Source organism: Variovorax sp. AB1(2024) (assembly GCF_037482385.2).
GTDB lineage: Bacteria > Pseudomonadota > Gammaproteobacteria > Burkholderiales > Burkholderiaceae_C > Variovorax.
The window spans coordinates 4101057-4124761 of record NZ_JBBHKP020000001.1; the positions used below are offsets into that span (position 1 = coordinate 4101057).

The 23705-nt window shown below is 68.5% G+C and carries 25 protein-coding genes; 8 read left to right on the forward strand and 17 right to left on the reverse strand.

The genetic code is table 11. The features are described 5' to 3' along the window. Positions 1-9: 9 nt before the first annotated feature. Genes WIX39_RS19190 through WIX39_RS19210 form a run of 5 tightly spaced genes read right to left on the reverse strand, consistent with a single transcriptional unit; the run spans position 10 to position 6128 of the window. On the reverse strand, positions 10-924 hold the full coding sequence (locus tag WIX39_RS19190; RefSeq protein ID WP_106934305.1) for a DUF6999 family protein: 915 nt from the start codon (positions 922-924) through the stop codon (positions 10-12). Next, on the reverse strand, positions 905-2833 hold the full coding sequence (locus WIX39_RS19195; protein ID WP_106934304.1) for a StlD/DarB family beta-ketosynthase: 1929 nt from the start codon (positions 2831-2833) through the stop codon (positions 905-907). Before WIX39_RS19195 ends, WIX39_RS19190 begins: the two co-directional genes overlap by 20 nt. Before the next feature lie 3 nt (positions 2834-2836). Further along, positions 2837-3790, reverse strand: coding sequence for a fatty acid desaturase (locus WIX39_RS19200; protein ID WP_409195639.1), 954 nt, complete (start codon positions 3788-3790; stop codon positions 2837-2839). Then, on the reverse strand, positions 3771-4544 hold the full coding sequence (locus WIX39_RS19205; RefSeq protein ID WP_205367091.1) for a sterol desaturase family protein: 774 nt from the start codon (positions 4542-4544) through the stop codon (positions 3771-3773). Before WIX39_RS19205 ends, WIX39_RS19200 begins: the two co-directional genes overlap by 20 nt. Before the next feature lie 9 nt (positions 4545-4553). Next, positions 4554-6128 (reverse strand): phospholipase D family protein, encoded by a 1575-nt coding sequence (locus tag WIX39_RS19210; RefSeq protein ID WP_106934301.1) that lies wholly within the window; start codon positions 6126-6128, stop codon positions 4554-4556. Positions 6129-6257: 129 nt separating this feature from the next. Between WIX39_RS19210 and WIX39_RS19215 the strand changes: the two genes are divergently transcribed. Next, complete coding sequence (locus WIX39_RS19215) at positions 6258-6815, forward strand: peroxiredoxin (protein ID WP_081266282.1); 558 nt, start codon at positions 6258-6260, stop codon at positions 6813-6815. A 55-nt stretch (positions 6816-6870) separates the two neighbouring features. Beyond that, complete coding sequence (locus tag WIX39_RS19220; protein ID WP_106934300.1) at positions 6871-8304, forward strand: aldehyde dehydrogenase family protein; 1434 nt, start codon at positions 6871-6873, stop codon at positions 8302-8304. A gap of 12 nt (positions 8305-8316) precedes the next feature. On the opposite strand, the gene WIX39_RS19225 is transcribed toward WIX39_RS19220, so the two are convergent. Both WIX39_RS19225 and WIX39_RS19230 read right to left on the reverse strand, forming a co-directional pair. Continuing rightward, entirely contained in the window at positions 8317-9237 is a 921-nt protein-coding gene (locus tag WIX39_RS19225; protein ID WP_409195640.1) for a ZIP family metal transporter, read from the reverse strand. A gap of 11 nt (positions 9238-9248) precedes the next feature. Next, complete coding sequence (locus tag WIX39_RS19230) at positions 9249-9884, reverse strand: superoxide dismutase (RefSeq protein ID WP_409195641.1); 636 nt, start codon at positions 9882-9884, stop codon at positions 9249-9251. Between the two features lie 196 nt (positions 9885-10080). On the opposite strand from WIX39_RS19230, the gene WIX39_RS19235 reads away from it, so the two are divergent. The 4 genes from WIX39_RS19235 (at position 10081) to moeA (ending at position 13991) form a co-directional block, all read left to right on the forward strand. Next, a complete protein-coding gene (locus WIX39_RS19235; protein WP_409195642.1) occupies positions 10081-10782 on the forward strand; it encodes a hypothetical protein in 702 nt (233 codons plus the stop codon). Between the two features lie 89 nt (positions 10783-10871). Then, positions 10872-12020 (forward strand): GTP 3',8-cyclase MoaA, encoded by a 1149-nt coding sequence (gene moaA / locus WIX39_RS19240; protein ID WP_409195643.1) that lies wholly within the window; start codon positions 10872-10874, stop codon positions 12018-12020. After that, positions 12017-12676 (forward strand): molybdenum cofactor guanylyltransferase MobA, encoded by a 660-nt coding sequence (gene mobA, locus WIX39_RS19245; RefSeq protein ID WP_409195644.1) that lies wholly within the window; start codon positions 12017-12019, stop codon positions 12674-12676. The genes moaA and mobA overlap by 4 nt, the downstream gene beginning before the upstream one ends. 4 nt (positions 12677-12680) lie before the next feature. Further along, on the forward strand, positions 12681-13991 hold the full coding sequence (gene moeA / locus WIX39_RS19250) for a molybdopterin molybdotransferase MoeA (protein WP_409195645.1): 1311 nt from the start codon (positions 12681-12683) through the stop codon (positions 13989-13991). A 15-nt stretch (positions 13992-14006) separates the two neighbouring features. Here moeA and WIX39_RS19255 read toward each other — a convergent pair whose 3' ends face one another. The 3 genes from WIX39_RS19255 to WIX39_RS19265 are packed head-to-tail and all read right to left on the reverse strand — an operon-like array spanning position 14007 to position 15787. Continuing rightward, positions 14007-14498, reverse strand: coding sequence for a GAF domain-containing protein (locus WIX39_RS19255; protein ID WP_409195646.1), 492 nt, complete (start codon positions 14496-14498; stop codon positions 14007-14009). Positions 14499-14527: 29 nt separating this feature from the next. Further along, the gene (gene rnhA / locus WIX39_RS19260) at positions 14528-14977 is read right to left on the reverse strand and encodes a ribonuclease HI (protein WP_081266376.1); all 450 of its coding nucleotides are present in this window, start codon (positions 14975-14977) and stop codon (positions 14528-14530) included. A gap of 39 nt (positions 14978-15016) precedes the next feature. Next, on the reverse strand, positions 15017-15787 hold the full coding sequence (locus tag WIX39_RS19265; protein ID WP_234382530.1) for a class I SAM-dependent methyltransferase: 771 nt from the start codon (positions 15785-15787) through the stop codon (positions 15017-15019). Between WIX39_RS19265 and gloB the strand changes: the two genes are divergently transcribed. Both gloB and WIX39_RS19275 read left to right on the forward strand, forming a co-directional pair. Further along, positions 15786-16565, forward strand: a complete 780-nt coding sequence (gene gloB, locus WIX39_RS19270) for a hydroxyacylglutathione hydrolase (RefSeq protein ID WP_106934291.1) — start codon at positions 15786-15788, stop codon at positions 16563-16565. The genes WIX39_RS19265 and gloB overlap by 2 nt on opposite strands. After that, complete coding sequence (locus tag WIX39_RS19275; RefSeq protein ID WP_409195647.1) at positions 16562-18139, forward strand: transglycosylase SLT domain-containing protein; 1578 nt, start codon at positions 16562-16564, stop codon at positions 18137-18139. Before gloB ends, WIX39_RS19275 begins: the two co-directional genes overlap by 4 nt. Positions 18140-18157: 18 nt before the next feature. On the opposite strand, the gene WIX39_RS19280 is transcribed toward WIX39_RS19275, so the two are convergent. The 7 genes from WIX39_RS19280 to WIX39_RS19310 form a co-directional block, all read right to left on the reverse strand. Next, the gene (locus WIX39_RS19280; protein ID WP_409195648.1) at positions 18158-19342 is read right to left on the reverse strand and encodes a low temperature requirement protein A; all 1185 of its coding nucleotides are present in this window, start codon (positions 19340-19342) and stop codon (positions 18158-18160) included. Between the two features lie 75 nt (positions 19343-19417). Beyond that, positions 19418-20260 carry an ABC transporter permease gene (locus tag WIX39_RS19285; RefSeq protein WP_285410836.1) on the reverse strand — a complete coding sequence of 281 codons (843 nt, stop codon included), beginning with the start codon at positions 20258-20260 and terminating at the stop codon, positions 19418-19420. Beyond that, positions 20260-21075, reverse strand: a complete 816-nt coding sequence (locus WIX39_RS19290) for an ABC transporter ATP-binding protein (RefSeq protein ID WP_409195649.1) — start codon at positions 21073-21075, stop codon at positions 20260-20262. Before WIX39_RS19290 ends, WIX39_RS19285 begins: the two co-directional genes overlap by 1 nt. Before the next feature lie 55 nt (positions 21076-21130). After that, positions 21131-22168 (reverse strand): ABC transporter substrate-binding protein, encoded by a 1038-nt coding sequence (locus WIX39_RS19295; protein WP_081266267.1) that lies wholly within the window; start codon positions 22166-22168, stop codon positions 21131-21133. Between the two features lie 136 nt (positions 22169-22304). Continuing rightward, positions 22305-22697, reverse strand: coding sequence for an MAPEG family protein (locus tag WIX39_RS19300; RefSeq protein WP_285410839.1), 393 nt, complete (start codon positions 22695-22697; stop codon positions 22305-22307). Positions 22698-22724: 27 nt separating this feature from the next. Beyond that, positions 22725-23315, reverse strand: coding sequence for a recombination mediator RecR (recR, locus tag WIX39_RS19305; RefSeq protein ID WP_081266265.1), 591 nt, complete (start codon positions 23313-23315; stop codon positions 22725-22727). A gap of 7 nt (positions 23316-23322) precedes the next feature. Further along, the gene (locus WIX39_RS19310; protein ID WP_007836669.1) at positions 23323-23655 is read right to left on the reverse strand and encodes a YbaB/EbfC family nucleoid-associated protein; all 333 of its coding nucleotides are present in this window, start codon (positions 23653-23655) and stop codon (positions 23323-23325) included. Between the last annotated feature and the right edge of the window lie 50 nt (positions 23656-23705).

A 23705-nucleotide genomic window follows, 5' to 3' on the forward strand; every position in this document is an offset into this window, starting at 1 on the left:
AGCATACGCCTATGCAAGTGGCTGGTCGTACAGGGATGTCTCCCCTTCCCCCGCCTGCTGCGCCGCCTGCATGCGCTGGAGCAGGCTGTGCAGCATTTCGGTCGAAAGCCCGTGGATCACCAGCCGGTGCCCGGCCCGCAGGGTCGACAGGGGCACCAGGGGATGCTTGTTGTTGACCAGGATCAGGTGTTCCGGCGCGGCGAGGATGGTCGCGGTGTAGATGCCGATGGTTTCGTCCAGTTGCAAGGAATTGGCCGCGCGCCAGAAATCGTTGTCCGTCAGCATCAGCTGGTAGAGCGGCGTGAACAGCTCGATGGCGCTTTGCAGGTCGAGGAAATTGAGCCTGCCCTGCGGCATGTCCTCCAGCCGCAGGGGCGGCTCCTTGATCATCGAGAAATCGACCTTATCCGCCTTGCACAGCGTCAGCCCCCTGTCGCGCAGCGCCGTGTTCAGCCGGATCACGAAGTTGAAGAGGTTCAGGTCGTGCTTGAGGAACATCTCGTCCTTCAGCGCGTCGATGTCGGCCGGCTCCAGCGGGTTGGTGGCCACGGGCGCCGGCGAATTGCGCCCGATGAAGGCCAGCACCTGCGAGCCCAGGTGGAAGTGCCGCAATATCAGCCAGTTGGCCTCTGGCGAGACAAAGCGCTTCAGCCCCCAGGCCAGGAAGCGGTGCAGCAGCATCGAGTGCGACCAGTTGCGCGGCACGAACACTTTCACGATCTGGATCAGGATGATCGTCAGCCGCGCAATCGGCCGCAGGAACGGCAGCAGGTATTGCCGCGAGCCGGAGCTCGAATCGGCCAGCCATGCCTCCTTCACGTTGTCGGGCAGCGGCGTGCTCTGGTCGAGGTAGAGCGCCAGCCAGGGGCTGGGGTCGCGCTCGTCGTGCGCCTGGGTCAGGAAATCAGGCGTTCTGCTGGGCATCTGTCATTCGCTCCGTGATGTGCTGGAACTGCATCAGGTACAGCGCGGCCGTGTGGCGCGCGGTGTCGGTGATCTGGCGGGCGGCGCGGGCCTGCCCCTCGACGGCCATGACCATCTCGACGGCGGTGAGCCAGCGGCCCAGGTGGTGCTCGTCGTTGTGGCCGTGGTACTCGAGGAAGCGGAAGGCGTCGGGCGGCAGCTTCAGGCTGGCCTTGAGCAGCGGCAGCAGCGCCGGCACGATGCGCTGGCCCGTGCCCTCGATGATGTAGATCGCCCCCAGCAGGCCGATCGGGTCGCGCGTGGCCGCAAGGCCGTGCAGGTAGGCATTGAGCGCCTCGCCGCCGGGGTTGCGGCGCAGCTCGTCGATCGATTCGACCGTGCCGCCGGCCTTGCGGTAGTCGCTGAACAGGATGTTGAAGTCGTTCTGCTCCTCGCCCGCGTGCACGCCGATCAGCGAGGCCAGCATCTGGTAGGGCTCGCTGAGCGATGCCGCGCCTTCGCGCATCCACAGGCTGCCTTCGCGCACCTGCGGCACCCACTGCTCCATCCAGTTGAGGTAGTCGGGCACGGCGAAGCGGCGCTCGCGGATCTGGCGCACCAGCGGCGTGCGCCACACGCGCGAGCGGTAGTCGTGCCATATGGCGGCCAGTTCGGTCAGCAGCGCGCCGAGGCCTTCGGGCGCGGCGGCCGGGTCGTGCGGCGGGGCGATGACGAGGTCGTCGTCGGGCACCACGGTCGCACGGGGCGCGGCCGCCACGGGCGCGGCATCGGCCGCTTCGACTTCGAGCAGCATGTACGCCGCCATGAAGCGCCCGGACTCCGGCACGTAACAGAAGATCTGCTCGCCGGGCTTCAGCGTCTTGGTGTGCAGGAACTCGGCCAGCATCACGAGGATCGACGCCGCCCCGGTGTTGCCGCGCCACGCGAGGTTGCTCCACCAGCGCTCGCGCGGAATCGACAGGTCGGCCTTGGCCATCAGGTCTTCGACCACCGGGATGAATTTTTCCGACGAGTAGTGGCACAGGAAGTGGTCGACCCGCTTCGGATCGACCCAGCCGTCGCGCACCAGCCCCGCGTATTCGTGGATGCCGATGTCGAACAGGTGCGGCAGCAGGCGGATGTCCTGCCGCAGCGAGAGCGCGCCCGCGGCTTCGGCCTCGGCCCAGGAGCCGAAGTCGAGGTGGCCTCGTCCGTGCTCATCGCGGTTTTCGGTCAGGCCCAGTTGCATGCACACCGGATAGTCGCCCGAGAAGGCGCGCTGGTGCACCCACTTCAGCCGCAGCCTGAGCCCCGGCGACCCGGCCAGCGCCGGCGAGCCGTCGGACAGCAGCAGCGCGCCCGCGCCGTCGGACAGCATCCAGCGCAGGAAGTGCGAGTCGAAGTCGGTCTCGTAGCCGCGCGCGGCGAAGCGCGAGCGCTTGAACAGGCGCGACGGCATCTCGCTGGCCACTGCCAACGCCGAGCGGTGCGCGCCCAGCTCGATGCCCTGCGCCGCCGCCTGGATCGCCGAAACGCCCGCCGCGCAGATGCCGTGCACCGAATGCGTTTCCATCGGCTGCGCCGCCAGTTCGCCCTGGATCATGTTGGCGAAGCCCGGCATCAGCGTGTCCCCGCCAGAGGAGCCGCTGGCCAGCATCGACACCCGCGACAGCTCGGCCCCGCCGCGCCGCAGGCAGTCGCGGATGGCGCCGGCCGCCAGTTGCGCGTTGGTCTGCTGCGTCACGCCTTCCGCGTCAATGGCGTAGTGCCGCGTGAGGATGCCGTTCTCGGCCAGGATGCGCCGCTTGATGCGCTCCGACATGCGGTTGAGCGGCGCGATGTACGCGTCCATGCGGTCATTGGGAATGGGTTCGCCCGGCATGAAGTAGCCGGCGCTCTCTAGGTACACGCGTTGGAATGAAACAGGCATGGTTCAGTGGGTTGGGGAATCGGGAGGCATCAGCGAGCGGCTGCGAAAACGCGGCCACACGGCCCCCAGCAAGAACACGCGCGCCATGTATGGCACCAGCCCGCCCTCGTTGAGCGCCGGATCGACCCGCGCGCGGTAGCGCGTGCGATGCAGATGCGTGAGCTCGGACCAGTGGGCATGCGGGTTCTCGTGGTGTGCGGTGTGCAGGCCGATGTTGAACAGCAATGGGTTCACCAGCCCCTCGAAATTGCGGGCGTAGTTCAGCCGGCTACCCGGGGTATCGCCCGGCGCTCCCTTGGCCACACCGTTGGGCGCCGGCTTGCGGCCGTCGGCGTGCGCATGCTGCAGGTAGTTGGTCGCCAGCAGCCAGTGCAGCCCATGCAGCTGCGGCACGATCACGAAGAGCAGCGCCTTGCGCCAGTCGACGGCCAGCAGCACCGTCCAGCTGACCAGCCACAGCGCGTACTGCGCCATGCAGTAGCGCCACGCGCCGCGCCGGTGCCGCCGCAGCCGCGCGAGCCAGCCGAAGAACACCGGCATGAGCACCCAAACCGCCTGGAACGGATGCAGCAGGTAGCCCCACAGGTGGTTGGTGTCGCCGCCGAAACGGTAGGTGCGCGCCACGTCCTTCGGCCCATGCCGATGGCGATGGTGGTTGGCCACGTGCGCGGGCCAGAACACGAAGGTCGGGTGCCCCTGCAGCAGCGTGATCCAGAAGTCGGTCAGCCGGTTCAGGCGCCGCCCGCGCCACATGCGCAGGTGCACGTGGTTGTGGTGGATGACGCCGACGCCGAGCGTGAGGAACAACATCAGCCCATACATCACGATGTTGAAGCCGTGCACCCATTGCCATGCCGCCAGTGCGGGCAGCGCCGCGAGGTAGACAAGGCTCTGCCAGTCCCGCCAGTGGCGCAGCCTCGGCAGCCGGGGTCGCGCGTCAGGCGGTGGTCGCGCCATGCTTCTTGTGGAAGGCCCGGAAGAGCGGTTCGGCGGCGTCCGCGGCAATGCGCGTGCGGAAGAGCCTGTCCATGAAGGTGAACTGGAAGCCGTAGTTGCCGTTGTGCACGGCATGGTGCAGATGATGCCGCCGGCTCGCCGCGAACCAGTGGCTGTAAGACACGCCGGTGAAGAAGTCGTAGTTCGAATGCCCGACGCAGTTGAAGAACAGGCTGAACACCGGCACCGCCGCGAGCGACCAGAAGCTGAAGTCGTGCAGCACCATCGGCAGCAGGATCACGTTGCCCAGCATCAGCGCCTCGATCGGGTGGAAGCTGTAGGTGGCCCATGGCGTGGTCACGAACGACCGGTGATGCGGCCCGTGAAAGCGCCGCAGCCAGCGCGTGTGCAGCAGGCGGTGGTTGACCCAGAAATGCACGTCGTTCCAGACCGCGAGCACGAGAATCTCGAGCGTGATCTGCAGCCAGCCCGCATCGCCGTCGAGCCGCGCCCAGCCCAGCTGCAGCAAGCCCCAAGGGAACACCATGCCCAGCCCGAAGATCAGCACCGACACGCCCGACTGCCCCAGCTCGCGCCGCAACTGCCCCGGCTGCAGCGGCCGCGGATCGAGCGGCCGCCCGATGCCCAGCGCGGGCAGCAGGCGCTTCGTCAGCAGCCAGGTCAGTCCGCCGAAACAGAGATAGATCCCGCCAAAGAAAAGCAGGCCCCACAGCATGACCTGCGGGGCCGACAACGAAGTGAAAGTCTGCGCCATCCCCCGAGGCTACAACAGCATCTCGGGGACCACCGGCGCAATGAGCATGTTGTAGAAGCGCTGGAAGAAGCTCGACTCCGGCTCGGAGGTCAGGATCATTTCCTTCTCGCCGTCGTTGGTCAGCCACTGCAGCGTGCCGGTGCCCTTGGCCAGCCGCAGCCGGTAGGAGTTCTGCAGCTTGCTGATGTTGATGACCCGCAGCATCTCGCGCGCGAGCTGCGGGCTGTCGACCACCAGCCCCATCTCGGTGTTCTGGCTGGCCGAGCGCGGGTCGAGGTTCATGGAGCCGATGAAGATGCGCGTCTTGTCGATGGCGGCCGTCTTGGCATGCAGCCGCCCGAGCGACTTGCCGAACATGCCGAAGCGCTCGCCCGCGCTGGTGCGCTGCGGGCTCAGCTCGTACAGGTCGGCGCCCGCTTGCAGCAGCCGTTCGCGGTAGCGCGCGTAGCCCGTGTGCACCAGCGGCTCGTCGTTGGCGGCCAGCGAGTTGGTGACGAGCGTGAGCTTGACCTTGCGCTGGGTCAGTTCCTGGAACGCGGCCATGCCGCGCTCGCCGGGCACGAGGTACGGGGAGGTCAGGTCGACCTCGGTCTTGGCGTCGAGCATCAGCGCCCAGACCTGCATGGTCACGCTGGTGGCGATGGCTTCGTCGGCCGTCATGGTCGCTGGCTTGCCGGGCGGATCGGCAATGGCGCGGGCCTCGCCCCACAGCAGGCCCATGCGCCCGCCGTCCAGCTCTTCGGCGATGGGGCCGTAGCCCAGGATGTCCGACGGCGGCAGCACGATCTTCGGCGGCGGCGCGGCCATGTCCACCCACTCGTCGAAATCGGCGGTGCCCGGCTTGCGGCCGCCCTCGCCCGCCACGATGTCGGCAATCGGCCAGACCTGCACGCTGTTCCAGTAGGCGTCGAAGATCGATTCGAGCTGCGGCACCACCTTGCCGACGACCAGCGCGTCCATGTCGATGAAGTTCTGCGCCTCGTTCAGCACGAAATATTCCTCGGCGATGTTGCGCCCGCCCACCACCGCCATCGCGCCGTCGGCAATGAAGAGCTTGTTGTGCATGCGGTGGTTGAGCCGCCCGATCTCGAACGGCGACGCCGCGAAGCGCGACAGGAAGCCGTTGCGCCCGCAGCAGAACGGATTGAAGAGCCGCACCTCGACATTCGGCGTCTCGGACAGCGCGAGCAGCAGTTGCTGGCTCTTGACGGTGTAGAGGTCGTCCACCAGCACCCGCACCTTCACGCCGCGCGCCGCCGCCTCGCGCAGGGTGCGCAGCAGCAGGCGGCCCACGGCGTCGTTCTCGAGCTGGTAGTACTGCACCACCAGCGAGCGCTGGGCCCGCTGGGCGAGCTGGATGCGGGCGTCGAGCGAGTACACGCCCAGCGGCATCAGCCGGAAGCCAGAATGCTCCCCGGGCGGGGTGGAGGCGGCCACGATCTTCGCGAGCGAGGTGGTCGGATCCGCAGCCGCGGAATTCTCGGCGGGCCGTTCGCGCGCCACCGGCAGCGAGCCGCAGGCGCCGAGCGCCGCGACCAGCAGGCCGGCAAGCGCGATGCGCAAAGGTAGAAGCCAGGCGTTCATGAAAAGTGCTTCCGTTGCTTCATTGGTCCAGGTGTCCGTGTCTTGTTCCGTACGCCTGCCGTGGGGTGACGGTTTCAGGCGCCGCCCCTGGAGCCTAGAATTCCGGCCACACAGCTGCGGAGTTGCATCATGGCCCGAACGAACCTCTCACGCATCGCCTTGACGGCTGTTTTTGCGATGCTTTCGCATCCCGCCTGGGCCGCGCTCGACATCGGCGACCCGGCGCCCCGCTTCACCGCCGACGCCGCGCTGGGCGGCAAGACCTTCCGCTATTCGCTGGCCGACGCGCTGGCCAAGGGCCCGGTGGTGGTGTATTTCTTCCCGGCGGCCGACTCGAACGACTGCTCCATCGAGGCCCACGCCTTCGCCGAAGCCATCGACAAGTTCGCCGCGCTGGGCGCCACCGTCATCGGCGTGTCGGCGGACGACATCGGCACGCTGTCGAAGTTCTCGGTCAAGTCGTGCCAGAGCCGGTTTCCGGTGGCGTCCGACGAGTCGAAGACCGTGATCCAGGGCTTCGACGCCCTCATGCAGACCAAGCCCGATTTCGCCAACCGGCTTTCCTACGTGATCGCACCGGACGGCAAGGTGGCCTACTACTACCAGAACCTGAACCCGGACAAGCACGTGGAGCGCATGCTGAACGCCGTGCGCGCCCTGCCCCGGGCCAGCGCCGCCGCCAGGTAGGGCCGGCGGCCGGGGCGCCCACGCTTCTTGCGCGCTTCGCGCAAAATCCAGCCCCATGCAGCTCAACTACATCGCCAACGCGGACGTTCCGTCCTCCTCCGGCCGCACCCTGCCGGTCATCGACCCCTCCGACGGCCAGGCCTTCGACGAAATCCAGCGCAGCAACGCCGCCGACATCGACTCGGCCGTGCGCGCCGCGCGCGACTGCTTCGAGGGCGTGTGGCACAAGGTCAGCGCCGCCGACCGCGGCCGCCTGCTCTACAAGCTGTCGCAGAAGATCGCCGAGCACGTCGACGAACTCGCGCTCATCGAGCAGCGCGACTGCGGCAAGCCCGTCAAGCAGGCCCGGGCCGACGCGGTGGCGCTGGTGCGCTATTTCGAGTTCTACGCCGGCGCCTGCGACAAGCTGCACGGCGAAACCATCCCCTACCAGGACGGCTACAGCGTCTTCACCTGGCGCGAACCGCACGGCGTCACCGGCCACATCATTCCCTGGAACTACCCGATGCAGATCTTCGGGCGCAGCGTGGGCGGCGCCCTGGCGGCGGGCAACGTGTGCGTGGTCAAGCCGGCGGAAGACGCCTGCCTCTCGCTGATCCGGGTGGCACAGCTGGCGGCCGAGGTCGGCTTCCCGGCCGGTGCGCTGAACATCGTGACCGGCTACGGCCACGAGGTGGGCGACGCGCTGGCGCGGCACGAAGGCATCGACCACATCAGCTTCACCGGCAGCCCGAAGATCGGCACGCTGATCCAGCAGGTGGCGGCCGAGCGGCACTGCCCGGTCACGCTGGAGCTGGGCGGCAAGAGCCCGCAGATCGTGTTCGCCGATGCCGACCTGGACGCGGTCATTCCCGTGGTCATCAACGCCATCGTGCAGAACGCCGGGCAGACCTGCTCGGCCGGCTCGCGCGTGCTGATCCAGCGCGACATCTACGAGCCGCTGCTCGAACGCCTGGGCCACGCCTTCGAGGCACTGCGCGTGGGCCCCGCCGCCATGGACCTCGACGTCGGCCCGCTGATCCGCCAGACGCAGCAGCAGCGCGTGTGGGATTTCCTGAGCGATGCACAACATGCCGGCATCCCGATGGTGGCGCAGGGCATCGTGGTCGAGGAAGCGCCCGAGACCGGCTTCTACCAGGCGCCGACCCTGCTGCGCGACGTGCCCGTGGACCATCGCCTGGCGCAGGAAGAAGTGTTCGGCCCGGTGCTGGCGGCCATGCAATTCGCCGATGAAGACGAGGCCGTGGCGCTCGCCAACGCCACGCAGTTCGGCCTGGTGGCCGGCGTGTGGACGGCCGACGGCTCGCGCCAGTTCCGCATGGCCAGGCGCGTGCGCAGCGGCCAGGTGTTCATCAACAACTACGGCGCTGGCGGCGGCGTCGAGCTGCCGTTCGGCGGTGTGAAGTCTTCCGGCTACGGCCGCGAAAAGGGCTTCGAGGCGCTGTACGGTTTCACCACGCTGAAAACCGTGGCCGTCAAGCACGGCTGAGCGGCTGCGGCGCTACCCCAGCGCCGTGTCGAGCAGCATCATCAGCACGAAGCCGACCATCAGCCCGCTGGTGGCAAAGGCCTCGTGCCCCTTGCGGTGGGATTCGGGAATGATCTCGTGGCTGATCACGAACAGCATCGCGCCTGCCGCGAAGCCCAGCCCCCAGGGCAGCAGCATCGCCGAATGGCCGACCACCGCCGCGCCCAGCACGGCGCCCAGCGGCTCGACCAGCCCCGAAGCCATGCCGATCAGCACCGCGAAGACCCGGCTGTAGCCGGCCGCCAGCAGCGCCACGGCCACGACCAGCCCCTCGGGCACGTCCTGGATCGCGATGCCGGTGGCCAGCGCATCTGCCCGCAGCCCGTTGCTGGCCGCATAGCCGACGCCGATGGCCAGCCCCTCCGGCACGTTGTGCAGCGCGATCGCGAACACGAAGAGCCATGTGCGCCGCAGCTGCCGCGCCGTCTGGCCTTCGCGGCCCTTGATGAAGTGCTCGTGCGGGAGCACGCGGTCCATCAGCATCAGCGCGGCGCCGCCGAGCAGGATGGCCGAGCCGATCACGCTGCCCGCCGCCCAGCTGCCGCCGCCGAACACGCCCACGTTCCTGGCCGCTTCCAGGCCGGGAATGATCAACGAGAAGGCGCTGGCGGCCAGCATCACGCCGGCACCGAAGCCGAACAGCGTGTCCTGCAGCCGCTCGGGGAGCTTCTGCGAGAACAGCACCGGCAGCGTGCCGAGCGCCGTGGCCAGCGCCGCGACCGACCCGCCGAGCAATGCGTTCCACACCATCGGGTCGCCGCGCACGAATGTCCAGAACCGCGACAACCCCACCAGCGCGCCGGCGGCGACGATGGCAAGGCCGATCCACTCGCGCGTCGGGCGGGCGGGCCTGGCCCGCGTACCCGCCACCGCCACCTGCCGGGGGTCGTTCATGGCCGCGCGCCTCAGCTGCCGGTTGCGGCGGCGCGGCGCCGGGCCACCTCGGCCCAGTTCACCACGTTGTAGAAGGCCGCGATGTATTCGGGGCGGCGGTTCTGGTACCTGAGGTAGTACGCGTGCTCCCACACATCCAGCCCCAGGATCGGCGTGTTGCCGGAGCCGATGCCGCGCATCAGCGGGCTGTCCTGGTTGCCGCTGCTTTCCACGGCGAGCTTGCCGCCGGGGCCTGCCGTCAGCCATGCCCAGCCGCTGCCGAAGCGCGTGAGCGCGGCCTTGGTGAAGGCGTCCTTGAAGGCGTCGAAGCCGCCCAGGCCGGCGTCGATGGCCTTGGCCAGCGCTCCCGCGGGTGCGCCTCCGCCGCCCTGGCCCACGGGCGCCATCACGGTCCAGAACAGGCTGTGGTTGGCGTGGCCGCCACCGTTGTTGCGCACCGGGGCGCGCAGCGGCTCGGGCAGTTGCTCGACGCCGGCGATGAGTTCTTCGACCGGCGTTCCCTCGTGCGGCGTGTCTTTCAACGCGGCATTGAGGTTGTTCACATAGGTCTGGTGGTGCTTGCCGTGGTGGATTTCCATCGTCTGCGCATCGATGTGAGGCTCAAGGGCATCGAAGGCATAGGGCAAGGCTGGGAGGGTGTACGGCACGGTCGGGAAGCTCCTTGGTTGGAAGAGCCCTTTGCGTCGTCGACGTGCTGCGTATTCAGGCGCCCAAATGATAGAAATTCTCATTGGCTCCGTCAAGACATCTCATCGGGGATGGCGAAAACCGGCCAGCGCCGGAAAACTTCCGGCAACGATCGATACACTCCCCCGCGGCACGTTTCCCCGGGAGATTCCAACGATGAAATTCAAGAACACCCTGCCCTTGGCACTGGCGCTTGCCTTGCTGCTCGGCGCCGGCCCGGCCTCGGCGCAGGTCTCCACGCCGCCGGCCGGCGACTACATCTACGAGGGCGGCAGCGGCGCCCTCCGCGTCAAGGCCGACGGACGCTTCGACATCACCACCATCGGCGCCAACGCGCACACCTGCGCGCTCGACGGCACCATCGTGCGCGGCAAGGCCAAGCTGGCCGACAGCGGTTGCGTGGTCAGCTTCGCGGTCAACGCCGACAAGGTGGCGGTCTCGACCAACGGCGACGAGCAATGCCGCGACAACTGCGGCATGCGCGCCACCTTCGAAGGCACCTACACCCGCCCCACCCCGGCCTGCACCGACAAGGCGGTGGCCAGTTCGCGCAAGAGCTTCAAGCGCCAATACGACGCGAAAGACTATTCGACCGCCCTGGCCACCCTGTCGCCGGTGCTTTCGGAGTGCGAGAAGACGCTCGACTGGATCACCAAGGGCTGGATACGCAACGACATCGCGCTGACGCAGTTCAAGCTCAATGACCGCGCGGCCTGCCTCAAGACGCTGCAGCCGCTGGCCGAAGACGCCGCCCGCACCGACGACGGCATCAAGGAAAACTATCCGCCCGCCGACGCCGAGATCTTCCTGCCCGTGGTGCGCGCCGCCCGCACGAACCTGAAGCTCTGCAGGGGATAACCCCCGGGCGCACCGCGGCGGGCGCAAGTAGCCTGCAGCCAATGGGCCCATGGGCGATGGCGCAAAATCGGGCCCTCCCCCTACCCCACATGAAGCACAGCAGCAGCACTGTCATCCCGATCTCCGCGGTCGGCCGCGCGCATCCCGCCGTGGCCGTGCCGGAAATCGCCGTACCCGCCACCGGCCAGTTGCTGGACCGGCTGGGCCGGCCGTTGACGGACCTGCGCATCAGCGTGACCGACCGCTGCAACTTCCGCTGCAGCTACTGCATGCCGAAGGACGTGTTCGACAAGGACTACCAGTACCTGCCCCACAGCGCGCTGCTGAGCTTCGAGGAAATGACCCGGCTCGCCCGCCTGTTCGCGAGCCACGGCGTGCGCAAGATCCGCCTGACCGGCGGCGAGCCCCTGCTGCGCAAGAACATCGAGGGCCTGATAGCGCAGCTCGCCGAGATCCGCACGCCCGCCGGCGAGCCGCTGGCGCTGACGCTCACCACCAACGGCTCGCTGCTGCGGCGCAAGGCCGTCGCGCTGCAGAGCGCCGGCCTGCAGCGCGTGACCGTGAGCCTCGACAGCCTGGACGACGCCGTGTTCCGCCACATGAACGACGTCGACTTTCCGGTGGCCGACGTGCTGGCCGGCATCGACGCGGCGCTGGCCGCCGGCATGGGCCCGATCAAGGTCAACATGGTGGTCAAGCGCGGCACCAACGAGCAGGAGATATTGCCGATGGCGCGCTACTTCCGCGAGCAGCACGGCGGCAAGGTGGTGCTGCGCTTCATCGAATACATGGACGTGGGCGCCACCAACGGCTGGCGCATGGACGAGGTGCTGCCCTCGGCCGAGGTCATTGCGCGCATACACGCCGAATTCCCGCTGGTGCCGCTGCAGGCCAGCGCGCCCGGCGAGACCGCCCAGCGCTGGGCCTATGCCGACGGCGGCGGCGAGATCGGCGTCATCAGCAGCGTCACCCAGGCCTTCTGCCACGACTGCAGCCGTGCGCGCCTTTCGACCGAGGGCAAGCTCTACCTGTGCCTGTTCGCCAGCGCCGGCCACGACCTGCGCCCCCTGCTGCGCGGCACCGCCAGCGACGAAGACATCACCTCCGCCATCGGCCACATCTGGCAGGGCCGCGCCGACCGCTATTCCGAGCTGCGCGCCCTGCGCACCACCGACGCCGAAGACGCTGCCGGCGACAAGGCGCCCCGCCGCGTCGAGATGAGCTACATCGGCGGATGACGCAGGCGCCCGCCATGCCCGCGCACGCCATCGCGCCAGCCGACATCACCGGGCTGCTGCTGGCCGGCGGCCTCGGCTCGCGCATGGGCGGCATCGACAAGGGGCTGCATCCGTTCAACGGCGAGCCGCTGGCGCTGCATGCCATACGCCGGCTGCGCCCGCAGGTCGGCACGCTGATGCTCAATGCCAACCGCAACCTGCAGGACTACGAGGCCTTCGGCGCCCCGGTGCATGCCGACGTCCTGGCCGGCTACCCCGGCCCGCTCGCGGGCTTCCTGACCGGGCTTGCGCACTGCCGCACGCCCTGGCTCCTGACCGTGCCCTGCGACACCCCGCTGTTCCCGCCGGACCTGGCCGCGCGGCTGGCCGAAGCGGCTGCCGCCGGCGACGCGGAGATCGCTATGCCCGTCGCGCCCGAAGCCTCCGGGACCGGGGACGCCACCCCCGTGCTGCGCCCCCAGCCGGTCTTCTGCCTGCTGCGCGCCGACCTGCTGGAAAGCCTGCGGCGCTACACCGCAGCCGGCGGCCGCAAGGTCCAGGCCTGGACCGCGCAGCACCGCACCGTGCGCGTACCCTTCGACCGGCCGGGCGACGCGCCCGACGCCTTCTTCAACGCCAACACCCTTGCCGAACTGCACGCACTCGAAAACCGATGAGCCCATGAGTCGCATCGCAGACATCGCCTCCACCCTTTCGGGCTACGACGCCGCCGACCTGAGCGTCGAGGCCGTCCATGCCTTTCTCTCGCAGCTGACGGCCAAGGCCGTCGTCACGCAGCGCGAAAGCGTCTCGCTGTTCGACGCCCTGGGCCGCGTGCTGGCCGAAGACATCGTCTCGCCCATCAGCGTGCCGCCGCACGACAACTCCGCGATGGACGGCTACGCCTTCGATGGCGCGGTGCTGCCCGCCGATGCGCCCATCGACGCTTCCGTCACGCTGCGCGTGGCCGGCACCGTGCTGGCCGGGGCGGCCTGGCGGGGCGAGCTGGCGGCCGGCGACGCGGTGCGCATCATGACCGGCGCGATGATGCCGGCGGGGCTGGACACCGTGGTTCCGCAGGAGTTCTGCAAGGTCGACGGCGACAAGGTGAGCTTTCCCGCGCGCGTGCTGCGCCGTGGCGCCAACCGCCGCCTTGCCGGCGAAGACCTCATGCAGGGCCAGCCCGCGCTGCGCAAGGGCGAGCGCCTGTCGCCCGCCGCGCTGGGCATGGTCGCCAGCCTGGGCCTGCCGGGCGTGCCTGCGCTGCGCAGGCTGCGCGTGGCGTATTTTTCGACCGGCGACGAGATCCTGAGCCTGGGCGACGCACCGCGCGAAGGCGCCGTGTACGACAGCAACCGCTACACCGTGTTCGGCCTGCTCAGCCGGCTGGGCTGCGACATCATCGACCTGGGCCTGGTGCGCGACGACCCGGCCACGCTCGCCGCGGCATTGCAACGCGCCGCGCGCGAGGCCGACGCCATCGTCAGCAGCGGCGGCGTGAGCGCGGGCGTGGCCGACCACACGCGCGACGTGATGCAGCAGCTGGGCGACATGGCCTTCTGGCGCGTCGCGATGCGCCCCGGCCGCCCGCTGGCCGTGGGCCTGATCCCGCGTGAAAGCTCGCCGCGGCCGGCCGTGCTGTTCGGCCTGCCCGGCAATCCGGTGGCTGTGATGGTCACTTTTCTGGCCTTCGTGCGCCCGGCCCTGCTGCGCATGATGGGCTGCCACGAAGCCGCGTCGGCACCGCCTCCGCTGCTGCGCGCGCGCACCACGGCGCCCCTTCGCAAGAAGCCGGGCCGCACCGAGTACCAGCGCGGTTTCGTCAGGATGGTGCCCGGCGCGTTGCCCGAAGTCAGCGTGGCGGGCAACCAGGGCTCGGGGGTGCTGAGCTCGATGGTCGAGGCCAACGGGCTCGTGGTGTTGCGCCACGGTCAGGGCAGCGTCGCGGCGGGCGACGAGGTCGACGTGATGATGTTCGACGGCGTGATCTAGCCGCCGTTCGGCAATCTACGCCGAGCCGCCCTGCTCGCGGGCACGCTCTTCGAGCTTGGTCACCACCTGCTGCGCCAGGAAGCGCAGTTGCTCCAGCAGCTCCGGGTCCAGCGTGCGCGCGCGGGTGTCGATCACGCAGACCGTTCCCAGCGCTTCGCCGTTGCTCATGACGAGCGGTGCGCCGGCATAGAAGCGGATGTTGGGGTCGCCCGTGACCAGCGGATTGGCCTTGAAGCGCTCGTCCTCGAGCGCGTCGCCAACCACCATGACCTCCGCCGGGGCGGCGATGGCATGCGCGCAGAACGCATGTTCCCGGGGCGTTTCAGATGCCTTGAGGCCGACACGCGACTTGAACCACTGCCGTCGCTCGTCAATCAGCGAAATGAGCGCGATCGGCGTGCCGCACAACTGGGCGGCCAGACGCGTGATCTCGTCGTAGGCGGCCTCCTCGCTGGTGTCGAGGATGGCCACGCGGTGCAGTTCCGCCAAGCGTGAAGATTCAGTCATGCGCCCATTATCGGGGGTTGCGCCGCGGTTCAGAGTCGCCCCAGCGCCTTGTCCACGCCCTTGTTGGCCAGCATGTCGGCGCGCTCGTTGCCGGGGTCGCCCGAGTGGCCCTTGACCCAGCGCCATTCGATCTGGTGGCCGCCCTCGGTCACCAGCTTGTCCAGCCGCTGCCAGAGCTCGACGTTCTTCACGGGCTGCTTGCTGGCCGTGACCCAGCCCTTGGCCTTCCAGCCGCGGATCCACTCGGTGATGCCCTTGCGCACGTACTGGCTGTCGAGGTACAGCAGCACCTTGCACGGCCGCTTGAGCGCGGCCAGGCCTTCGATGACGGCGGTCAGCTCCATGCGGTTGTTGGTGGTGTCGAGTTCACCGCCGAACAGGTCTTTTTCGGTGGCACCCGACTTGAGCCATGCGCCCCAGCCCCCGGGGCCGGGGTTGCCCTTGCAGGCACCATCGGTATAGATCACGACTTCGGTCAAACTGGCTTCTCCTTCTTCATTCGATTCGTTCATTCATTTTCAATTCTTGTCGGGCTCGCCGCGATGCACCTTGCCCGCGATGGGCACGGGCGCCTTGGCCCGCGCGCCGGCGCGGCGCCAGTCGGCGCTCAGCAGGCGCATGCCGCGCACCCGCTTCACCGCCACCAGGAAGTAGGCCGCGCCGAAGATGGGCCACCAGCGCTCGCCGGCCGCGTCCATCCAGCGCGAGCGCTCCAGCCAGGCCTCGCTGCGCACGGCCGGCCGGTAGATGCCGAAGCGGCCCGACTCCACCTCGAAGCTCAGCAGCCGCAGCCAGTCGCGCATGCGCCAGTAGCCGATGAACTCGCCGCCCTCGGGCAGGTAAAGATCGCCAAGCCCCAAGCGCCGGTAAATGTGCGCGCGGCGCTGCCGCATGCCCCAGAGGCTGGCCGGGTTGAGCCCGCAGATCACCACCCGGCCCTCGGGCACCAGCACCCGCTCGACCTCGCGCAGCGTGGCGTGCGGGTCGGGGCTGAGTTCCAGGGCATGCGGCAGCACGACGAGATCGAGGCTGTTGGCCGCGAAAGGCAGGGCCGCGAAGTCGGACAGCAGCGCGGCCTTGCCGCGCCGGGCCGGGTCGTCCAGCGCGAGCCAGCGGTGCGGCATGCGGTTGGTGCGAAGGCCGTCGACCTCCGCCGCGCCCAGCTGCAGCGCGTGATAGCCGAAGACATCGGCCACCGCCTGATCGAACTGGGCCTGCTCCCAGGCCAGAAGGTAGCGCCCCGGGGGGGTCGCGAACCAATCCTGCAAACCTATAATTTGACCGCTCATGACCCTCGTTCCGCTGCCCGCCTTCGCCGACAACTACATCTGGATGCTGCACGACGGGTCCCACGCCATCGTGGTGGATCCGGGCGACGCCCAACCGGTGTTCGACGCGCTGGCGCGCCACAAGCTGCAGCTGGCCGCGATTCTAGTCACGCACCACCATGCCGATCACACCGGCGGCGTGGGGGCGTTGCACGCCGCCACCGGCGCCCGGGTGTGGGGCCCCGCGCGCGAGCGCATCCCCGAGCCGTACACGCCGCTGGTGCAGGGCGACGTGGCCGACGCACTGGGCCTGCGCTTCGAGGTCATCGACGTACCGGGCCACACGGCCGGGCACATTGCCTACTTCCTGCCGGCGGCGCCTTCCCAGGCGCCGCTTCTCTTCTGTGGCGACACACTTTTCTCGGGCGGCTGCGGCCGCCTCTTCGAGGGAACGCCCGCGCAGATGCTGGCCTCGCTCGACGCGCTCGCGGCGCTGCCCGGCGACACGCGCGTGTGCTGCGCCCACGAGTACACACTTTCTAACCTGCGTTTCGCCCTTGCTGTGGAACCGGCCAACGCCGATCTGACTCACTACAACGCGCGCTGCGAAAGCCTGCGCGCACAGGGGCAGCCCACGCTGCCTTCGCAACTGGCGACCGAACGCCTGATCAACCCCTTTCTTCGCAGCCGCGAAGCCACTGTCCTTCGAGCGGTGCGTGCCCACGCCGAGCTGGCTGCAGATGCAGCCGAGGCCGACGTGTTCGCCGCACTGCGCCAATGGAAAAACGACTTCCGATGAAACTGATTGCTGCCACCTGCCTTGCAGGTTCACTGGTGCTCGCGGGCTGCGCGGGCACGAACAACAGCTCCACACCGTCTTCCTCCTCCCCCACCGCCGGCGGCAGCGCAAGCCCCGTCTACCCGCGCGACGCCCTCTCCCCGCTTGCCACCAGCCAGGCCCATTCGCAAAGCGTCGTCACGCTCGCACCGCCCGCCGACATGTGGGACCGCATCCGCCGCGGTTTCAAGATGCCCAACCTGGACAACGACCTCGTGCGCGACCGCGAGCAGTGGTACGCCAGCCGGCCCGACTACATCCAGCGCATGACCGAGCGCTCGAACAAGTACATCTTCCACATCGTCGAGGAGCTCGAGCGCCGCAACATGCCGACCGAGCTCGCGCTGCTGCCCTACATCGAGAGCGCGTTCAACCCGCAGGCCATCTCCAGCGCGCGCGCAGCGGGCATGTGGCAGTTCATGCCGGCCACCGGCACCGACTTCGACCTGAAGCAGAACATCTTCCGCGACGACCGCCGCGACGTGGTGGCCTCCACCCGCGCCGCGCTCGACTACCTGCAGAAGCTCTACGGCATGTTCGGCGACTGGCAGCTGGCCCTGGCCGCCTACAACTGGGGCGAAGGCAGCGTGAGCCGCGCCATCGCCAAGAACCAGCGCCTGGGCCTGCCCACCACCTACAGCGACCTCACCATGCCCGCCGAGACGCGCATGTACGTGCCCAAGCTGCAGGCCGTGAAGAACATCGTGGCCAACCCGCAGGCGTTCAACACCGAGCTGCCGCTGATCGCCAACCACCCCTACTTCCAGACCGTCACGCTCACGCGCGACCTCGACGTGGAGCTGGCCGCCAAGCTGGCCGACGTTCGCCTGGAAGACTTCCGCGCGCTGAACCCGGCCGCGCACAAGCCCGTGCTCATTGCCGCCGGCACGCCGCAGATCCTGCTGCCGTGGGACAACGCGGCCGTGTTCCAGCGCAACTTCGACGCCTACGCGCAAGGCCAGTACGCCAGCTGGACCGCCTGGGTCGTGCCCAACACGATGACCGTGGCCGACGCCGCGCAACGCTCGGGCATGAGCGAAGCCGACCTGCGCGCCATCAACAACGTGCCGCCGCGCATGCTCATCAAGGCCGGCTCGACGCTGATCGTGCCGCGCGGCGCCCGGGTGAAGGAAGACGTGGCGGCCGTGGTGGCCGACGGCGGACACCTGAGCTTCCAGCCCGAGATCGTCACCCGCCGCACCACCGTGAAGGCGGGCCGCGCCGACAACGTGGCCTCCATTGCGCGGCGCTACAACCTCAAGCCCGCCGCCGTCGCCGAATGGAACGACGTGAAGCCCAACCACGCGTTCAAGCGCGGCTACAGCGTGGTGGTGTACCTGCCGATCCGCGCGACCGTCGCGGCGCGCGTGGGCACCGGCATTCCGCCCGCGCGCGGCCATGTGGCGGCATCGTCGAAGCAGGCGGCAAGGCCCACGGCGGCTCGCGGCGCCAACATCGCCAAGGTGCCCGCGAGCAGCAAGCAACAGGTGGTGCGCGAGAAGCGCGGCGGCGCGCCGGCAAAGAAGAAGCGCTGATAAGAGGCGCAGCTTTCGTCAGTGCGTGGGCGTCGCGGCCCACGCCCTGCGGCGCACCACGGCTTCGAGCGCGGCCACGGCAATCATCACGAGCGTGGTGAGCGTGCCCACCACGATCACCGACAGGTGCGGCGCAAACACCGCGAGCACGGCCAGCAGGCCCAGCCCGTACAGGTGCGACTGCGGCAAGAAGCCGCGCACCACGCGCTTGAACAGCGCATTGCCGAACAGGTAGAGCGCCGGCCCGCCGATCAGCGCGCCGAGGTACTTGAGCTCGGCGTGGTGCGAGCCCTCGTTGATCGTCAGCTCGTCGGCCACCGCGCACACGATGATGCCCGCCACCAGGATCACGTGCGTGTAGTGGAACTTGGCGCCGATGCCGCCGGGGTCGCCCGAATGCTCGATGGCATGGGTCGCCTCCTTGGCGCTGGTGTCGAAGTACATCCACCACATCGCCAGGCTGCCCGAGAAGCCCACCATCAGCGCGAACAGGTCTGCGCCGTGCCATTCGGCGTGGTGCCCGAAAGCGATGCCGGTGGCCAGCACCGACTCGCCCAGCGCCACGATCACGAAGAGCTGGCAGCGCTCCGCGAGGTGGCCGCCGTCGATGGTCCAGTCGCTCGTCAGCGAGCGGCCCAGGCCCGGAAAGCGCAGGCCGATCATCGGTGCGACGTACTCGCACAGCACGCCGCAGAACCAGAGCGCAAGGCGCGCCTCGCCTTGCGCGAAACCGCCCGCGATCCAGAACACGCCGGCCACGCAGTTCCATGCCAGCAGGCGGCGGAAGTTGGGCGTGAGCGGGTCGTTGGGGCCGATGGCGATCAACATGCACAGCGTGCGCCCCGCCTGGATGCCCACGAAGCACAGCGCGAACACCAGCCCCCGCTCCGCGAAGGCGCCCGGCAGCGCCGAGGCCATCACCATGGCCAGCAGCATGATCGCGAACAGCACGCCGCGGATGCGCAGCGCGCCGGGGTTGAACCAGTTGGTGGTCCAGGCCGTGTACTGCCAGCCCAGCCATACCGCGAACCACATCACCAGCGTCTGCAGCGCCCCCGGCAGCGTGAGGTGGTCGAGCAGGTAGTGGGACAGCTGGGTGACGGAAAACGCGTAGACCAGGTCGAAGAACAATTCTTCATTCGAGACCCTGGCGGCCTCGCTGCGCGAGCGCAAGGTCGTGGCCCGCTTGTTGTCGTGGCTCATGCTCTACCCCTGTGAAGTCGTTGCGGCGCTCCTTGTCGCTGCGGCGCGCCGCGCGGGATCATCGCACGAGGGGTGCTAGAGCTTCTCGGTTTCGCCCGTCTTGGGCTGCCACTTCATGAGGCGCCTCTCGATCAGCCCGACGATGCCGTCGAGCACCAGCGCAAAGGCCGTGAGCACCACGATGCCCGCGAACACCGTGTTGACGTCGAAGGTGCCCTCCGCCTGCAGGATGAGATAGCCCACGCCCCGCGCCGAGCCCAGGTACTCCCCCACCACCGCCCCGACGAAAGCCAGCCCGACCGAGGTGTGCAGGCTGGAAAACACCCAGCTGGTCGCGCTCGGCAGGTACACGGTACGCAGCAGCTGCCGCTGGTTGGCGCCCAGCATCTTCGCGTTGGCCAGCACCACCGGGCTCACTTCGCGCACGCCCTGGTACACGTTGAAGAACACGATGAAGAACACCAGCGTGACGGCCAGCGCCACCTTGCTCCAGATGCCCAGGCCGAACCACAGCGCGAAGATGGGCGCGAGGATCACGCGCGGCATCGAGTTGGCGGCCTTGATGTAGGGGTCGAGTATCAGGCTCGCGGTCGGCGCCAGCGCGAGCCACAGCCCGCACGCCAGGCCCAGCACCGTGCCGATGCCGAAGGCCAGCACCGTCTCCAGCAGCGTGGTGCCCAGGTGCAGGTAGATGTCGGCGTTGCCCTTGAGACCTTCGGGAAAGAGCGCATTGGCCGGCACATCGAACGGCAGGAACCAGCTCCAGATGCGCCCCGCCACCTGGATCGGCTCGCCCACGAAGAAAGCGAACTGCTGGTTGCGCGAAGCCAGGTGCCACGCGACAAGAATCACGGCCAGCAGCGCCAGTTGCCAGAAGCGCGCATTGCGCTCGTTGAGGCCGAAGTGAGCGCGCGACATCAGGCGGCCTTCCTCAGTTGCTGCGCATAGCCCTTGAGCACCTCGTCGCGCAGTACCTCCCAGATCTGGGTGTGCAGCTCGACGAAGCGCGGCTGCGTGCGCACCTCGGCCACGTCGCGCGGGCGCGGCAGGTCGATGGCGAATTCGCCGATGGGGCGTGTCGCCGGCCCGGCCGACAGCACCACTACGCGGTCGCTCATCGCGATCGCTTCGTCGAGGTCGTGCGTGATGAACAGCACCGCCTTCTTCTTCGCGCTCCAGAGGTCGAGCACCTCGTTCTCCATCAGCTGGCGCGTCTGGATGTCGAGCGCGCTGAAGGGCTCGTCCATGAGGATGATGTCGGGGTCGAGCACCAGCGTCTGCGCCAGCGCCACGCGCTTGCGCATGCCGCCGGAGAGCTGGTGCGGATAGCGGTCGCCGAAGCCCGACAGGCCCACGCGCGCCAGCCAGGCGTCGGCCTGCCGGCGCGCGTCGGCGTCGGGCACGCCGCGGTACTGCAGCCCGACCATCACGTTGTCGATGGCGCTGCGCCAGGGCATCAGCGCCTCGGTCTGGAACATGTAGCCCGCGCGCGCGTTGACGCCCTCCAGCGTCTTGCCGAAGACCTTGACCGTGCCCGACGAGGGCTCCAGCAGCCCCGCGCCCACGTTCAGCAGCGTCGACTTGCCGCAGCCCGTGGGGCCGACCACCGACACGAACTCCCCGGCCTTGATGCGCAGCGTGGTGTTGGCCACCGCCGTGTAGCGCTGGGCCGGATCGTCCTTCGAATGGAAGGTGCAGCTGATGGAGAGTAGTTCGAGTGCGTGGTCGGACATGGTCGGACGGGGCAGAAAAAACCCGGCCTGAGCCGGGTAGCGGGGACGTTCGGAATCAGGCTTTGAACCTGTCTTTCGCGCGCCTTGCAAAATCGTTGGTGTAGGTCTTGGCGAGGTCGATCTTGTCGGCCTTCACCGTGGTGTCGAAGCTGGCGATGGCGGTGAGCGCGGTCTTGGGGCCGTCGGCCGGCACGAGGCCGTCGGTCGCGATCGACTCGCGCACCTTGTCGAAGGACGCGAGGTACAGCGCGCGGTCGCCGAGCAGGTAGGTCTCCGGCACCGTCTTGATGATGTCGCCCGGCCCTGCCGTCTGCAGCCACTTGAGCCCGTGCACGATGGCGTTCGCCAGCGCCTGGCAGGTGTTGGGATTCTTCTGGATGAAATCGGCCGACGCGTACAGGCAGGCCGCCGGCATCGTGCCGCCGAACACCTGCTGCGTGCCCTTGAGCGTGCGCGTGTCGCTGATGATCTTCACGTCGCCCTTCTGCTCGAGCATCGTCATCACCGGGTCGGTGTTGCTGATGGCGTCGATCTGGCCCGAGCGCAGCGCGGTGAGCGCGCCGGCCGCCACGCCCACGCCGATGTAGCTCACGTCGCTGGCCTTGAGCCCGCCGCGCGACAGCACGAGGTTGGCCACCATGTTGGTCGACGAGCCCGGTGCCGAGACGCCGATCTTCTTCCCCTTGAGATCCTGGATGCCGGTGTAGCCGGCCATGTTCCTGGTCGATACGCCCACCGCGATCTGCGGCGCGCGGCCCTGCAGCACGAAGGCCTGGAAGAACTGGTTCTTGGCCTGGAGGTTGATGGTGTGTTCGTAGGCGCCGGAGCACACGTCGGCCGAGCCGCCGACCACGGCCTGCAGCGCACGCGCGCCGCCGGCGAAGTCGGAGATTTCCACGTCCAGCCCTTCGGCCTTGAAGTAGCCGAGCTGCTCGGAGATGGTCAGCGGCAGGTAGTAGAACGCCGCCTTGCCGCCCACCGCGATGGAGACCTTGGTCTTCTCCAGCTTCGCCTGTTGCGCAAAGACACGCGGCAACGCGATGGTTGCGGCGGCAATGGCGGAGGCGGAAATGAGGGCGCGGCGATGGAGCATGAAACGGTGCCTGGAGGCTCTGTGATTCGTATGGACTGAATCGAGCTTAGGGGCCGCATCACGCGACTGCATCGGGGTCATCCCGTGCGGGTTTTCACGTAAGCATGAAGGCCTCCAGAAGGCCCTGCTCACAGGGCTATCGCCCGATGAAAAGAATCGCCGCGTTAACGAGGAAACCGAGCGCCCAGACCGCGCTGCGCGCGCCGCCGATGCCCTTGATGTAGAGGCCGATATAGATCACGCGCAGCACCACGTAGGCCACGGCGAGCATGTCGAGCCGCCCCTGCGCCGCGCCAAGCTGGTGCGCGATGATCACGGCGCCGATGAAGAACGGCAGCCCTTCGAAGCTGTTGGCCTGGGCGCTGTTGGCACGCGCGCGCCAGCCGCTCTGCTTCGCGGCCCATTCGCGCGGCTGCATGTTGTCGCGCGGACCGAAGCTGCCAGCCTTGGCGATCCATGCGGCCAGGTACGGCAGGCCGCAGGCGATGAACACGCACCAGTAGGCAACCGTGAGCAGTGAAAAAGTCATGTCGTCTTGTCTCCGGCGACGGTGTGGCTACCGCCGGTCCACCAGCGCGTGCGCGATGGTGCCGAGGTCCACGTATTCGAGTTCGCTGCCGGCCGGCACGCCGCGCGCCAGACGCGTCACCGTCAGCCCACGCTGCTTGAGCGCTTCGCCGATCACGTGCGCGGTGGCCTCGCCCTCGGCGGTGAAGTTGGTGGCGAGGATGACTTCGCTCACCGTGCCGTCGAGCGCGCGGTTGAACAACTTCTGCAGCCCGATGTCGTTGGGCCCGATGCCGTCGAGCGGGCTGAGCTTGCCCATCAGCACGAAGTAGTAGCCGCGGAATGCGCCTGTGCGCTCCAGCGCGGCCTGGTCGGCGGGCGTCTCGACCACGCAGAGCTTGCTCACGTCGCGCCGCGAGTCCATGCAGACGCTGCAGATCGGCGCTTCGGTGAAGGTGTTGCAGAGTTCGCAGTGCCGCACGTTGCCCGCGGCCTGCTGCAGTGCGCGCGCGAGCAGCTGCGCGCCATCGCGGTCGTGCTGCAGCAGATGAAAAGCCATGCGCGAGGCCGACTTGACGCCGACACCGGGCAGGCGGCGCAGCGCATCGACCAGGGCGTCGAGCGAACTGGCGTCGGCCATGTACCGCTTAGAACGGCAGCTTCATGCCGGGCGGGAGGCCCGGCATGCCGGCCGTGAGCTTGCCCATCTTCTGCTCGCTGGTTTCCTCGGCCTTGCGCACGGCGGCGTTGAAGGCTGCGGCCACCAGGTCTTCGAGCATGTCCTTGTCGTCGGCCAGCAGGCTCGGGTCGATGGTGATGCGCTTGACGTCGTGCTTGCAGGTCATGACGACCTTGACGAGGCCGGCGCCCGATTCGCCCTCGACCTCGATGTGGGCCAGTTCTTCCTGGGCCTTCTTGAGGTTGTCCTGCATTGCCTGCGCCTGCTTCATGAGGCCGGCCAGTTGTCCTTTGTTGAACATCGTTGGTCCTGATTGTTGGGTTGGAAAATGGGAGAAGGATAAGAGAGACG

Bases quoted from the DNA above. Each gene is read 5' to 3' on its own strand.
- mobA (WP_409195644.1), top strand. From the start codon at position 12,017: ATGACGCAGGCGCCCGCCATGCCCGCGCACGCCATCGCGCCAGCCGAC.
- WIX39_RS19225 (WP_409195640.1), bottom strand. From the start codon at position 9,237: ATGAACGACCCCCGGCAGGTGGCGGTGGCGGGTACGCGGGCCAGGCCC.
- gloB (WP_106934291.1), top strand. From the start codon at position 15,786: ATGACCCTCGTTCCGCTGCCCGCCTTCGCCGACAACTACATCTGGATG.
- WIX39_RS19295 (WP_081266267.1), bottom strand. From the start codon at position 22,168: ATGCTCCATCGCCGCGCCCTCATTTCCGCCTCCGCCATTGCCGCCGCA.
- WIX39_RS19285 (WP_285410836.1), bottom strand. From the start codon at position 20,260: ATGTCGCGCGCTCACTTCGGCCTCAACGAGCGCAATGCGCGCTTCTGG.
- WIX39_RS19220 (WP_106934300.1), top strand. From the start codon at position 6,871: ATGCAGCTCAACTACATCGCCAACGCGGACGTTCCGTCCTCCTCCGGC.
- WIX39_RS19200 (WP_409195639.1), bottom strand. From the start codon at position 3,790: ATGGCGCGACCACCGCCTGACGCGCGACCCCGGCTGCCGAGGCTGCGC.
- recR (WP_081266265.1), bottom strand. From the start codon at position 23,315: ATGGCCGACGCCAGTTCGCTCGACGCCCTGGTCGATGCGCTGCGCCGC.
- WIX39_RS19310 (WP_007836669.1), bottom strand. From the start codon at position 23,655: ATGTTCAACAAAGGACAACTGGCCGGCCTCATGAAGCAGGCGCAGGCA.
- WIX39_RS19215 (WP_081266282.1), top strand. From the start codon at position 6,258: ATGGCCCGAACGAACCTCTCACGCATCGCCTTGACGGCTGTTTTTGCG.
- WIX39_RS19255 (WP_409195646.1), bottom strand. From the start codon at position 14,498: ATGACTGAATCTTCACGCTTGGCGGAACTGCACCGCGTGGCCATCCTC.
- moaA (WP_409195643.1), top strand. From the start codon at position 10,872: ATGAAGCACAGCAGCAGCACTGTCATCCCGATCTCCGCGGTCGGCCGC.
- WIX39_RS19205 (WP_205367091.1), bottom strand. From the start codon at position 4,544: ATGGCGCAGACTTTCACTTCGTTGTCGGCCCCGCAGGTCATGCTGTGG.
- WIX39_RS19275 (WP_409195647.1), top strand. From the start codon at position 16,562: ATGAAACTGATTGCTGCCACCTGCCTTGCAGGTTCACTGGTGCTCGCG.
- WIX39_RS19235 (WP_409195642.1), top strand. From the start codon at position 10,081: ATGAAATTCAAGAACACCCTGCCCTTGGCACTGGCGCTTGCCTTGCTG.
- WIX39_RS19290 (WP_409195649.1), bottom strand. From the start codon at position 21,075: ATGTCCGACCACGCACTCGAACTACTCTCCATCAGCTGCACCTTCCAT.
- WIX39_RS19300 (WP_285410839.1), bottom strand. From the start codon at position 22,697: ATGACTTTTTCACTGCTCACGGTTGCCTACTGGTGCGTGTTCATCGCC.
- WIX39_RS19195 (WP_106934304.1), bottom strand. From the start codon at position 2,833: ATGCCTGTTTCATTCCAACGCGTGTACCTAGAGAGCGCCGGCTACTTC.
- WIX39_RS19210 (WP_106934301.1), bottom strand. From the start codon at position 6,128: ATGAACGCCTGGCTTCTACCTTTGCGCATCGCGCTTGCCGGCCTGCTG.
- moeA (WP_409195645.1), top strand. From the start codon at position 12,681: ATGAGTCGCATCGCAGACATCGCCTCCACCCTTTCGGGCTACGACGCC.
- WIX39_RS19265 (WP_234382530.1), bottom strand. From the start codon at position 15,787: ATGAGCGGTCAAATTATAGGTTTGCAGGATTGGTTCGCGACCCCCCCG.
- WIX39_RS19190 (WP_106934305.1), bottom strand. From the start codon at position 924: ATGCCCAGCAGAACGCCTGATTTCCTGACCCAGGCGCACGACGAGCGC.
- WIX39_RS19280 (WP_409195648.1), bottom strand. From the start codon at position 19,342: ATGAGCCACGACAACAAGCGGGCCACGACCTTGCGCTCGCGCAGCGAG.